Consider the following 12,992-nt stretch of genomic DNA (forward strand, 5'->3'; position numbering starts at 1 on the left):
TTTTAGCCAGCTGAGACATGAATTTGTAGAAACAGCAAAAGATGATATGTTTAATGTAGTTCATGATTATATTGAAAAAAACAATATAGATATGTTAGTCATTATGAATAAAAAGCATTCATTTTTAGAGCGTTTGTTCACTACACATACAGTGGAAAAATTTGCGTTTAAAATTGATATTCCGCTCTTGGTTATGCAGCGAAGCTCATAAGGTTTTTAGATATTGAAATCTTATTAAATTAAAACCATCCTTTTTATAATAGAACTTAAGGTTTATGCTTCAATCATTTTGGTAATACCATAACTCAGGCTTTACTTATAATTAGGATATTGGGTAACTAGACAAGTTTGAAGCGTATACTTTAGTGTATTTATTCACCCATATTATTTTTCGGTATATTCGACTTTATTATATTCTCCATGGTTTCTATCTTTCCAATAATATATGCCATTAAATCTAGCCACGGCAAAATACCTAAATGGCTATTATAAATAAAGATAAGGTTGAATAAAAAAGTGAAGAGATAAATATCCTTCTTGAGGAAGAATAAATCTTGCGCTTTATCTAAAATAATCGATTAAATCGAAATTTTAAATTAATATTGTAGAAATATTAACGTATTAATTTTATGACAAATCAATCAGAATCATTTCAGGTTCTTAAAATAAATAAAAAACTTTTGTTACGTGGGTTAATCACTTTTTGGGGTATAATTATTCTTTTTTTAGGCTTAGCAGATGTCTTTCTGAATCATTACGAGTGGGCTGATAGTTATGCCCTTCAAAGTTTGGTAGATATTGCCGCAGATGATGGTTTGCCAAATTGGTTTTCTAGTATTCAATTATTGGCAATAGCAATTGTTTTGTGGATGATTTTGTTTGTGTTATTATATTCTAAGCCAAATTTAATAAAGAAAAAAACAGAAAAAATAGGATGGGGAATAAGTGCCTTATTTTTTACTTATTTAGCTGTTGATGATGGTTCTATGTTACATGAAAGTGTTGGCACAGCATTTAGAAATAGTATAGAAGCAAGACATGAACATAGTCCTAGTGTTATTTCAAATTTGTTTGATGTTTTCCCTAGTTATGGTTGGCAATTTGTATTTGTACCTATTTTCGGTTTAATAGCGATTTTTATGTTGTTTTTTTTATTTAAAAACTTAAAAACAAAAAATCAAATGATACTTATAGTACTAGGCTTTTCTTGTTTCGTTGCTTCAGTATTTATTGATTTTTTCGAAGAGTTGGATGTAAGTGTTTATGATGGAATAATATCATTTTTTAATACAGATTTGGATACGGTTGAACATTTTTCTAGACTAATTGAGGAACTATTTGAAATGGTGGGTAATACTTTTTTTATGGTGGCGTTTACCCAACAATTAATAAAGTTGGCTAAAAATTGGAAGATTCAATTAGTCGATTCTGTAAATGAAGAAGTGGCTGTAATTAAATAATTTAGGTTTTTAAAGTAATCTAGCTTTGCTAAATATATGAGAGAAGAAATAGGTTTTATTTTTGAAACAAGTCTCGTTAAGAAATAATGATGCATTAAGTACTATTTAGTGAGCTAAAAACAATTGTAAGGAGTTTGTCTCTGTCAAGTGTAAAAAAAGATTTCTCAATTTTCTTTAACTTCAATTCGTTTTTGAGATTGAACAAAGTTTTTCTAACAAGAAAAGAGTTTATTTAGATATTAATTTATGGTTTAAACGAGTGCCACAATTTCAGGTGGCTATATCATGAAATTTAATTAATACAAAAACCCTCTTCACAAATTTGTCTAAAAACTCTAGAGAGAGTAGAGGAAAATATTTTGAGGTAAATAATGTATGTAAGGACTGAATATAGTGCAGAAGGGGTAGATTAATATTGACATGTTGTGGTTTGTATTTGAGATAATCTACAACAATACAATTTATGAAAAAACGATATAAACTTAAAAAACCTGGGCAATAAATTTATTGCTCAGGTTTTTTAAGTTTATTTTAATCTCTATTAAAGACTTGTTTACTATTTATTTGCAATTTCACAACTTTTAATTAAGTGCAAATAATTTTTTTTATTCTTTATTGTCACGTAATTTTTTAACACCAAAAGCAGCTGCTCCTAATAATAAAATACTAAGTCCTCCGTCTATTGGAACTGAATCAGTTTTTTTAGAGCTTTTAGAGCTTTTAGAGCTTTTATAGCTTTTTGAACTTTTTGAGCTTTTAGAGCTTTTAGAGCTTTTAGAGCTTTTAGAGCTTTTTGAGCTTTTAGAGCTTTTTGAGCTTTTAGAGCTTTTAGAGCTTTTAGAGCTTTTTGAGCTGTTGCTATCAACCGCATGAGAACTTGTTGAAAAAGTTAAGGCAAAAATTATAAAGAGAGCCCCTAATAATTTAGAAATGTTGTTTTGAGATTTCATTTTTTGAGATTTCATTTTTTGTTATATAATAGCTAAACAAATATAACTATAACTGTAGGATTTTACTATTTTTTTTCGTTGACTTGTCGTATTAAGACGCCGAGTTGAGTTTAAGTATCGACGAAAGGTGCAGCATTGTCAAATAACAAGTCCTAAAACAACAAGAATAGTTTCCATTAAACCAAATACTATCATAGCTTTTTTGATTTTTTTTAAGATTATATTTATTAATGATTATTTATGTATTAATATGAAAAAACAGGTTTTATATATCGGTTTCTATGAACATTAAATAAAAGGTATTAATTATACTATGGAACGAATAAAGAGTTAAGTGTTCTTTACTTAATTATTGGTGATTTTATACTATAATTAGTTGAAAATGTAACATTTTAGTAAAAACTACGTCATATAAGCATCAATCAATAATTAATCATCATGAGACAAGACAGACAACTTTTGGTCCTTACACATTTAAGTCAGTTAATCACTTTGGTAACTGGTTTCGGTAGTTTATTATTACCATTGGTGTTATGGCTTACGCAAAAAGAAAAGGTGTACCAAATGGATACACACGGTAAAAACATCATAAACTTTCAATTAAGTTTAATCGTGTATTGCATCATTTGTTTACCGTTAATTTTATTATTCGGCTTAGGTCTATTAGGCTTTTTGGTTTTAGGTATTATCTCAGTGGTATTTCCTATTATAAATGCTGTAAAAGCAAGTAGAGGCGAATCTCCAACATATCCTTTATCTCTTAATTTTATTAGTTAGTTTCGTTAGACGAGATAAATTTAGCGCTCACTTTTTAGTGGGCGTTTTTTTTGTTTAAATATTTTGGCGTCTGCCTGCCCGCAGGCAGGTTACCCCGAGAAAGGGGTCAGGCTTTCCCTTGCAAGTCCTCGCTTATCCGATAACTATCGGAACTCACTGTGGGCTTTTTACTGCAATCCTTAACGCAGGCTTGCCGTTAGGTTAATGTGTTAGCGCAGAGATTTAACATTCGAAACAAAAAAAGTGGTTATCTAAATTAAGATAACCACTTTTATAGTATAAGATTCCTGAATAAACAAGAGTGCGTTTTAATTATTCAACATAACAGGCATTACAAGCATGGTAATATGCTCGCCTTCATCAAGTCCATCAACAGGTGTTAAAATACCTGCGCGATTAGGCATACTCATTTCCAACTGTACTTCATCAGAAGTTAAGTTATTCAACATCTCAGTTAAAAAACGAGAGTTAAAACCAATTTGCATATCGTCTCCTTGATAATCACAAGTTAAACGCTCTTCAGCTTTATTACTGTAATCAATATCTTCAGCAGAGATATTCAATTCAGCACCAGCAATTTTTAATCGAATTTGATGTGTCGTTTTGTTAGAGAAAATACTAACACGACGCACAGAATTCAAAAACTGATTTCTATCAATCACTAATTTATTCGGGTTCTCTTTCGGTATAACCGCTTCGTAATTAGGATACTTTCCATCAATTAACCTACAAATTAATTCAGAGTTTTCAAAAGTAAATTTAGCGTTGCTTTCGTTGTATTCAATCGTAATATCATTATCACTAGCTGCCAAAATACCTTTTAAAAGATTCAATGGTTTTTTAGGCATAATAAATTCAGCAACCTGATTTGCTTTTACATCTTCACGAGTATATTTTACTAATTTATGAGCGTCAGTAGCAACAAAAGTTAATCCTTCTGTAGAAAACTGAAAAAACACACCACTCATAACAGGGCGCAAATCGTCATTTCCCGCAGCAAAAATTGTTTTGCTAATAGCAGTTGCTAGAACAGCACCAGTTATAACAGTTTTACTTGGGTCTTCTAGAGCTACAGCTTTTGGGAATTCGTTTCCATCAGCGTAAGCCAAAGCGTATTTACCATGATTAGAGCTGATTTCGACCGTGTTATTATCTTCAACAACAAAAGTTAAAGGTTGCTCAGGAAAGGTCTTTAAAGTATCTAATAACAAGCGTGCAGGAATAGCAACACTACCTTTGCTATCACTTTCAACATCTAAGGTTGAAGCCATAGTCGTTTCTAAATCACTCGCAGAAACGGTAAGTTGGCTATTATCTAGTTCAAATAAAAAATTATCTAAAATAGGTAAAGTGTTCGAGCTATTAATAACGCCACCTAAAACCTGTAACTGTTTTAATAAATAAGTACTTGATACTATAAATTTCATGTGCTGGATTATATTTTTTTAAAAGGCCACATGTAACATTTACGTTGTAATTCTAATCACAAAAAATTGCGCTTAGTAATAAATGTTTCATCTAAAGCTTAGTTTTAATTGTATTTCTACTACTTACAAATATATTCCAAACTCTCTATATTTGGAAACAAACTTATTAACATTTAAGAAGCGTATTTTTTCTTTCTTAGGTAGTTGAAAACTAAACCAAAAGCAGCTAGTAATATTAGTGGTAATAAGATGTTTATAAGTTGCCACTTGGTTTTCTCTGAAGTTATTTTCTCTTGATTTAAGAATGCAACAGCAATTTCTTTAGATCGAATGTTTATAAGTCCGTTATCATCCAATAAGTAATTAACCGCATTCAGTAAAAATTCTTTGTTGCCATAAGTTTGTCCCGTCCATCTATCAAATCCTAATTCTTGTGGTACGTTTCTAGTCACATCATTTTTTATAACATCGCCATCGGCAATCACAATCATTTTAGAAGGGATGCTTTTATTTAGGTTTTTTTCAAGTTTAAATGGCTTTACGCGATTGCTATAAACCGAATTAAATTCGCCTTCTAATAACACGGCCAGGGTTTGATTGCCTTTATCAAAAGTTTGTGGGTCTTGGTCTTGGGTTACCAACTCTAAACTCACTTCTTTAGGTGTGCCTTCTAATTTTGTTAACGGTGCTGTTTCAAGAAGAATGGTTTTATCAAGATTATTTTTTAAAGTATCAATCTGGTTAGCAAAGTCAAATTTCACTAAATTCAAATTATTAACAATAGGATGATTACTACTCGATCTCGCTAAAGGTGAATATGGCCATTTTAAATGTTGAAATTGAGACTGGCTGCCTTCTCCCATAGCCAAAGTAATGGGAGCAGAGTATAGCGTACTTACCATATAAGGATTAATACGAATACCATATTTAAAAAAGAAATCAGTTAAATTTAAGTCTCTACTAACAGCGTAATTTGTTCCTGTAGCGTTGTACAAGCTATCTTTTTCCATAGCTACGGCATCAATTAACCACAGGCTTTTTCCGCCATTCATGGTATATTGATCTAGAACCAGTTTTTCTTCCTCAGTAAAAGCTTCGGTAGGTTTTGCAGAAATAATTAAATCAAAACCTTTTATATCTTTAAGTGTGCTTTGTGGATTTGATGCCACACTATCTAACGTGAATGGTGCAATATAATAATACTCGCCTAGTTTTTTAACAAAGTTAGCAATGTACTTATCTTCTAATTGTTTGTTCCCTTTTAAAATTGCAATCTTACGTCGCTTTGGGTTTGTTAGTTTGCTAAAACCATCTGCAAAAGTATACTCTAAATTCTGAACAGAATTATTAACTAATTCCTGTTGAGAGGCTCCAATTTTATTTTTTACTAACGGAATAACAACGGTTTGTTCATTATAACTTGCCAGAGCATAAGGGAAGATCACTGCTTGAGTAGATTTTCCGCTTTCTTGAACACTCAATTGCATAGGTTTTAATCCCCGCTGTGTGAGTTGCTGTATATTACGTTCTCGTGTAGATTCGTCTTCTAATGGATTAATAAATTTAAAGACTATGTTGTTGTTTAAAGCTGCAAACTCTTCCAATAATTGTTTGGTTTCGTTTTGAAGTCGCCTAAATTCCGAAGGGAAATCTTCGCCTTTTAAAAATACATCAATACGTATAGGAGATTCTATAGCCTCAATAATTTGTGTGGCAGATTCGCTTAATGTGTAGCGGTTATCAGTAGTTAAATCAAAACGTTTGTAAAACGTACCGCTTATAACGTTAATCGCAATTAAGGCGATGATGAGGATTAATATGTGTTTTATAGTCTTATTCAAAAGTTTTTTCTAATTGATACGGTCTTACCGATTTAACACTATTGTTTTTAAATTGAAGTTCCAAACATTCTTGCAAATTATTAAATGCTCCAGGAACAGATCCCATATTATAATTCCATTTTTCTTCCGAATTAGCTTTCAAATTTTCATCCCATCCAAACCATTCAGATTCCCCTAAAAGGGCCTCAATATCATTTCTATTTTTTCCTATTAATAAGCTATCCGTTATTATTTGATTAGCCATTTCGTAGCGCAAAGCAGGTTGTTCTTCCCAAGCATTAGCATCAAAGTGTTTTTCATGATGATAACTACTAAAAATATTTAGCATCGGGTAAAATAAATAGAAATAAGCGATAGGCGTTAATACTAAACTGACTATTAACGTCAGCCATTTACGTTTATCAATAGTATTTATAAATAGCCAAACAACTACAAATACAAGAACTAGAAAAAAAACAACTAAAGGCGTTATAATCATTTACTTCGTTTTGTTAATATTTAGTTTGGTTAGCATTAAAAAGAACACAGTAATACTTGAAAAATAAATAATATCTCGAGTATCTAAAACACCTCGACTCATACTTTTATAATGCGTGCTCATGCCTAATTGTTCTATAAAATCACTTGACATAAATTCCGCAATACCTTCAAAACCAATATAAAAGATGAAACATATAAAGACAGAACTTATGAATGCAACAATTTGATTATCTGATAGAGTAGAAGCAAATACGCCAATAGCTGCATAAGCTGCTACTAAAAAAAATAAGCCAAAATACGACCCTAAAGTGCTACCCATATCTATATTACCGACAGGGTTTCCTAATTGATAAACCGTGTAAACATAAAGTAAAGTTGGTGTAAGCGCAATTAAAATTAAAATGAGTGCTCCAAAATATTTACCTAAAACAATGTTGAAATGCGAAATAGGTTTCGTTAATAACAACTCCAAAGTACCTTGTTTTTTTTCATCTGAAAAACTACGCATGGTTACTGCAGGAATCAAGAAAATTAAAATCCAAGGTGCCAATAAAAAGAACGATGATAAATCAGCGAACCCATAATCTAGGATATTAAACTCACCTTTAAATAACCAAAGAAATAGCCCGTTTAAAACTAAAAATATAGCAACGACCAAATACCCAATTGGGGAGGCGAAAAATGAGTTTATTTCTTTTTTAAGTATGGCTAACATTTTATTTTTTAATTTGAACGTCATTATTAGTAGGTAACGACGCGGTAATCTGTTTAATCGTTTTATTATTTAAAAGAATGCCACAACAAATTTATTAATTTATCTCGCAATGACGTTTTATTTGTTATTCTAAAGTTTCCATTTTATCAACACTCCAAGCTTCCGGTCTAATACTAAAAAGCGGTTTTACCTTACTCCAAACAGTATTGAATAATTCAGATTGTCTATAAGTTTCTAAAGCCTCTTCAGAATCCCAAAAACTATAAGTAAAGAAAATACTAGGGTCTTTTTTATCTCTATATAATTCTAAAAAATCACAACCTTCAAAAGCTCTAATCCTAGTTTTGGTAGCCTCAAAATTTTGAAGAAACACTTCAATATTCTGTTTATAAAACCCCATTTTAACTATTCTAACGAGCATAAATTTTCTTTAAATTAATAATCCGCAGCTTTGGTTGCATTTTGCTGAATTTCTAATCGTTTAGGAACAATTGGTTTTGGTATAAAGTTAATACTTACCGCATCCATTAGTCCTAAGCCTAAAAGTGTTGATGCGCTGCCAATAGTTGCACTATTACTTTTATAAACAGCAATTTCTAAAAAATTACCAGAATTAAAAACCACAAGTTTTCTACCTTCATCTTGTCGTTTGTTTTCGGGAATTTCAAAATTTACAATATCACTGTATTTATCATGAATTTTTTTGAATGTGTAATTACGAGCCGAAATTTCAAAATCACGTCCTTTTTGTATCGTTTCAAAAAATTGTCGCTTAATATTAGTAACTACATTGCCGTAATTGTCAATGTAAACAATGCTGCCAACAATTTGGGTTTTGTCATCATTAACGTAAGGTACAATGTTTTTAATTGGTTTTATCTCAGAAATAGATTTACCAATAACTTCTAAAGTGCCACCACGAGCAATATGGCAAGCCACTTTTACAAACACATCTAAAACAGGAAAGCTAGTCTGAATTTTATCATGAATATTAATTTCAACAATTTTTTCAGGAGCAATTTCAGAACAAATCATACTCATTATACCATTGTTGGCACAAATAAAATAATGATCGTCTAACTTGATTCCAATATGTTTGTTTTCAGGATTTATCTCAGAATCAATCCCAATGATATGTATTGTTCCTTTCGGAAAACTATTATATGCATTTTGAATTATATAAGCCGCTTCAGGAATATTAAATGGCGAAACAGTATGTGAGATATCAACAATTTTAACATCGGGTAGCTCACTGTAAATAGCGCCTTTTGTAGCGCCAGCAAAGTAATCTTTTTCACCAAAGTCCGTTGTTAATGTTATGATTGCCATTGGCAAAATTGTTGATATGTTTTTAATGTTAACTCAATCAAAATTATTAATTTTGAGTTTCACATGTATGTGATACAAACCTACATAAATTTTCGTTTTAGTTTTTATATTTTAAATGAAAAATGTAGGCTATTGATGTCTTATTTAGTGAAAATAAGAAATACTGAATAAAACTAATAAATCATTTTATATAAGTAAACATTATTTCAACATATTATACGGGTTAATAACTAAACTAATAACACGCTTTTGAACGAAATTATTATTGAACTTGAAGAAATCACTCCAAAAGAATTTTTTGGAGCTCAAAATGCCAACATAGAACTTCTTAAAAAGTACTTCCCTAAATTAAAAATTGTAGCACGCGGTAATAAAATTAAAGCCTTTGGCGATGAAGAATTGCTAGAGGAATTCGACCGTCGTATCACTATGCTTCTAAAGCATTATGCGAAGTATAATAAATTAGATGAAAACGCTATAGAGCGCGTGCTGACAAGCCAAAGTAGTGATGATTATACCACATCAAAGGCTAGTGGCGAAACCATTGTGCATGGTGTTGGGGGAAAAATGATTAAAGCCATAACCGCAAACCAACGTAAAATGGTAGAGCTTATGCGTAAAAACGATATGGTTTTTGCTATTGGGCCTGCAGGAACGGGTAAAACCTATACGGGTGTTGCATTGGCGGTTCAAGCCTTAAAAAACAAAGAAGTAAAACGTATTATTTTAACACGACCAGCGGTTGAGGCAGGGGAGAACCTTGGGTTTTTGCCAGGAGATTTAAAAGAAAAGTTAGATCCCTACATGCAACCACTTTATGATGCGTTGCGAGATATGATTGCGCCTGAGAAATTAGCAAGTTATATCGAAAAGGGCACCATACAAATTGCGCCATTGGCATTTATGCGCGGGCGTACTTTAGATAATGCCTTTGTAATTCTTGATGAAGGACAAAACACAACACACGCCCAAATGAAAATGTTTTTAACACGTATGGGCAAGCATGCTAAGTTTTTATTAACCGGCGATCCTGGGCAAATAGATTTGCCGCGCCGTACCATTTCTGGATTAAAAGAAGCCTTGTTAATTTTAAAGAATGTAGAAGGCGTTGGCATGATCTTTTTAGACGATAAAGACGTTATCCGTCACAAACTCGTTAAAAAAGTAATAGCAGCATATAAAAGTATAGAAAACGTAGACTAATTTTTTTTAGAAGCAATTTCCAGCTTTCCGATATATCTTTTTTGAGAAAAACAAAAAAGTATGCCGCATCAATCTGGGCTAGGGTTTTTAGATAAAACAATAAATGTCACACTGAGCCTAGTCGAAGTGTCGCATAAACAAATAAATAATTACCAAAAGCCAACAGCCAGGGGCTAAAAGCAAGAAAAAATGAGTAACACCATTATCGATACCAATTTCAATTTTCCAGGTCAAAAAAGTCTTTACAAAGGTAAAGTAAGAGCCGTATATAACATTAACAATGAAGAGTTGGTTATGGTAGCCACCGATAGGCTTTCAGCCTTCGATGTTGTGATGCCAAAAGGCATTCCATACAAAGGGCAAATACTAAACCAAATTGCTACTAAAATGATGGCTGCAACTGAGGATTTAGTTCCTAATTGGTTAACCGGAACACCAGACCCAAATGTGGCTGTAGGGTATTTATGTGAGCCTTTTAAAGTAGAAATGGTTATTCGTGGCTACATGTCTGGGCATGCCGCACGCGAGTACAAATTAGGCAAGCGCATGCTTTGTGGCGTGGCTATGCCAGAAGGCATGAAAGAGAACGATAAGTTCCCAGAACCTATCATTACACCAGCAACCAAAGCAGAAATGGGCGACCATGATGAGGATATTTCTCGAGAGGATATCCTAAAACGTGGTATCGTATCAGGAGAAGATTATGTGGTTCTAGAAGATTATACGCGTAAATTATTCCAGCGTGGTTCTGAAATTGCTGCCTCAAGAGGCTTAATTTTAGTAGATACCAAATACGAATTTGGAAAAACAAAAGAAGGACAAATCGTTTTAATTGACGAAATACACACACCAGATTCCTCCCGCTATTTTTATGCCGAAGGCTACCAAGAGCGTCAAGATAAAGGCGAAACCCAAAAACAACTCTCTAAGGAGTTTGTGCGCCAATGGTTAATAGCCAATAACTTTCAAGGACTAGAAGGGCAAACGGTGCCTTATATGAGCGACGCTTATATTGAAACGGTTTCTGAGCGTTATATAGAGCTTTACGAAAATATTACAGGCGAAACTTTTATAAAGGCAGACGTAAGTAATATACTAGAACGTATTGAAGCAAATGTTTTAGAGTATTTAAAATAGGAGCTATTTAATAAAACAAAAAAGACCTTGTTTTATTCAAGGTCTTTTTTTGTTTAAATTTTAAATAGAATATTGTTACTCTGTGGCTTCAGCTTTATCTTCAGCTTCATTTCCTATATCTAACACCTGTTGCTTTTTTGCTTTATTTGCACAACGGTCACAAATATCTGTTATGTTTTTTAATTCTCTAGCACTTGCAACTTTACCTTGAAATATTTCAGTGGTTCGTTTAGAGTTTATATAACCACAATCTTGATAAAGATGGTAACTTTTACCAGATTTTGTCCAATACACATTATTAACGCCACCCATGAAACCTTCAACTTGTGCTGTTTGTTCAGCATATTGCTCTTGTGATACTGGATTAAATTCTGTACCCGTTAAACCAGCAATTAAAAGCGCGGCACCAGCAATAGAGCCAAGGATACCTTTTTGTTTGCCACTTAAATTTTTATTAGTTAAAATAAGCACTACCAATGGTAAAAATGCAATAACGCTAATAATTAGCCCTAATTGATTTTGAATAAAAAATTTGGTTTTATTTTTTTCTGAAGCTGGATCTAATCGGTTAGCCTTTTTCCAGAGTATATTGGCAATAACAACCAAGATTAGCATGCCTACAATAAAACCAATAATCCAATTCATGTTTATGGGTACTTCGCGTAGCATTAAAATAACTTTAATCTCTATACCAATGGCTATAAGCCAGCCAATTATTGCTATTACACGATACATTTTTGATTTGGAAGCATTTGCTGCGCTAGGAGTAAAAACGCTACCATCATTTGATGGTGTTGAAGTTTCATCGCCATCAACGTTTGTAATTTTTTTTGCCATGTCTATTAATTATATAGTTAGTGTGACGCTCAAGATAATAATTAGATTGTTGATGCTTAATATGTTGAACGAATAGTTGTTAACTCTTTTTTTAACATTTATGGAGTCAAATTTTTTGGGAGCTTCGATATTAAACATAGAGTTTCTTATCTATTACTATTTGAAGTCGACTTTTTTAATTTTCTTTATTCTGAAGATGTTTTCGAGTATTTAAAATAGGAAATAATTAAATTATAATAAAAAGACCTTGCCGCAATTAAGGTCTTTTTTCATGAGCTATTCTATGGGTTACGCTTATCTTTAACGATATGACATCGTTTTAATGACTTATATCAGTCGATACTGAAACCAGTTCAGCAAAAGTAAGCGAAGTTAGAATTTTAAATTTAAAAAGTAGTTTTACTACAATTATTGAACGAAAAGTTATCAATTTTTAAGTGTTAATAATTGAGTGTTACCATTCTATCATTTAAAGGTTGCTCGTTTCTATAATTATTAATCGGCATGTTGTTTCGAAGTTTTAGAACCTCCTCAACCGATAAAATAATAGGTTCTTTAAATAGAATCCAATTAACACCTTCGCTACAAGGTGGCGTGGTTAATGAGCCGTCATAAGAGTAATAATGTTTGTCTTCTAAAAACAAGCTAGATAAATCTATTTTTTGATGAATCTCCTTATTAGCCCCATTTTTAAGAGGTAAAAAGCTTTCAAAAAACTCAAAGAGTTGGCTTTCTTCGCCCTCTTCACCCAATAATCCTAAAACAGTAATACTTCCCGTTTTGCTAACATGTACTAAGTGCATTTCAATAGGGTAAATAACACCGTTTATTTTATG

Annotated in this window: 14 protein-coding genes; 5 read left to right on the forward strand and 9 right to left on the reverse strand. The window is 32.1% G+C overall.

The annotated features are described in order from the left end of the window. Positions 1-211 (forward strand): universal stress protein (locus QZ260_RS10925; RefSeq protein WP_295986098.1); only part of this gene is annotated, 211 nt, incomplete at its 5' end. A gap of 418 nt (positions 212-629) precedes the next feature. Continuing rightward, positions 630-1,460, forward strand: a complete 831-nt coding sequence (locus QZ260_RS10930; RefSeq protein ID WP_295986101.1) for a hypothetical protein — start codon at positions 630-632, stop codon at positions 1,458-1,460. A 605-nt stretch (positions 1,461-2,065) separates the two neighbouring features. On the opposite strand, the gene QZ260_RS10935 is transcribed toward QZ260_RS10930, so the two are convergent. Beyond that, a complete protein-coding gene (locus tag QZ260_RS10935) occupies positions 2,066-2,425 on the reverse strand; it encodes a PID-CTERM protein-sorting domain-containing protein (protein ID WP_295986103.1) in 360 nt (119 codons plus the stop codon). A gap of 423 nt (positions 2,426-2,848) precedes the next feature. Between QZ260_RS10935 and QZ260_RS10940 the strand changes: the two genes are divergently transcribed. Next, positions 2,849-3,187: a DUF4870 domain-containing protein gene (locus tag QZ260_RS10940; protein WP_295986105.1), complete on the forward strand. Its 339-nt coding sequence runs from the start codon at positions 2,849-2,851 to the stop codon at positions 3,185-3,187. Between the two features lie 308 nt (positions 3,188-3,495). Here QZ260_RS10940 and dnaN read toward each other — a convergent pair whose 3' ends face one another. The 6 genes from dnaN to QZ260_RS10970 all read right to left on the reverse strand — a co-directional run bounded on the left by dnaN (position 3,496) and on the right by QZ260_RS10970 (position 8,979). Then, positions 3,496-4,614 (reverse strand): DNA polymerase III subunit beta, encoded by a 1,119-nt coding sequence (gene dnaN, locus QZ260_RS10945; RefSeq protein ID WP_295986107.1) that lies wholly within the window; start codon positions 4,612-4,614, stop codon positions 3,496-3,498. A gap of 173 nt (positions 4,615-4,787) precedes the next feature. After that, positions 4,788-6,455: a gliding motility-associated ABC transporter substrate-binding protein GldG gene (gldG, locus tag QZ260_RS10950; RefSeq protein ID WP_295986110.1), complete on the reverse strand. Its 1,668-nt coding sequence runs from the start codon at positions 6,453-6,455 to the stop codon at positions 4,788-4,790. Then, positions 6,448-6,933: a hypothetical protein gene (locus tag QZ260_RS10955; protein WP_295986114.1), complete on the reverse strand. Its 486-nt coding sequence runs from the start codon at positions 6,931-6,933 to the stop codon at positions 6,448-6,450. Before QZ260_RS10955 ends, gldG begins: the two co-directional genes overlap by 8 nt. After that, the gene (gene gldF, locus QZ260_RS10960) at positions 6,934-7,650 is read right to left on the reverse strand and encodes a gliding motility-associated ABC transporter permease subunit GldF (protein ID WP_295986116.1); all 717 of its coding nucleotides are present in this window, start codon (positions 7,648-7,650) and stop codon (positions 6,934-6,936) included. 124 nt (positions 7,651-7,774) lie between these two features. Then, positions 7,775-8,071: an antibiotic biosynthesis monooxygenase family protein gene (locus QZ260_RS10965; RefSeq protein ID WP_295986118.1), complete on the reverse strand. Its 297-nt coding sequence runs from the start codon at positions 8,069-8,071 to the stop codon at positions 7,775-7,777. Positions 8,072-8,085: 14 nt separating this feature from the next. After that, positions 8,086-8,979, reverse strand: coding sequence for an SAM-dependent chlorinase/fluorinase (locus QZ260_RS10970; protein WP_295986119.1), 894 nt, complete (start codon positions 8,977-8,979; stop codon positions 8,086-8,088). Between the two features lie 249 nt (positions 8,980-9,228). Between QZ260_RS10970 and QZ260_RS10975 the strand changes: the two genes are divergently transcribed. Further along, positions 9,229-10,182 carry a PhoH family protein gene (locus tag QZ260_RS10975; protein WP_295986122.1) on the forward strand — a complete coding sequence of 318 codons (954 nt, stop codon included), beginning with the start codon at positions 9,229-9,231 and terminating at the stop codon, positions 10,180-10,182. A 189-nt stretch (positions 10,183-10,371) separates the two neighbouring features. Further along, positions 10,372-11,319, forward strand: a complete 948-nt coding sequence (locus QZ260_RS10980) for a phosphoribosylaminoimidazolesuccinocarboxamide synthase (protein WP_295986126.1) — start codon at positions 10,372-10,374, stop codon at positions 11,317-11,319. A 75-nt stretch (positions 11,320-11,394) separates the two neighbouring features. Here the strand turns inward: QZ260_RS10980 and QZ260_RS10985 are convergent, their stop codons facing one another. Further along, the gene (locus QZ260_RS10985; protein ID WP_295986128.1) at positions 11,395-12,156 is read right to left on the reverse strand and encodes a hypothetical protein; all 762 of its coding nucleotides are present in this window, start codon (positions 12,154-12,156) and stop codon (positions 11,395-11,397) included. A 440-nt stretch (positions 12,157-12,596) separates the two neighbouring features. Continuing rightward, a partial coding sequence (locus tag QZ260_RS10990; RefSeq protein ID WP_295986130.1) for a carbonic anhydrase family protein occupies positions 12,597-12,992 on the reverse strand: 396 nt, incomplete at its 5' end.

Source organism: uncultured Algibacter sp., assembly GCF_905480415.1.
Taxonomy (GTDB): domain Bacteria; phylum Bacteroidota; class Bacteroidia; order Flavobacteriales; family Flavobacteriaceae; genus Algibacter_B.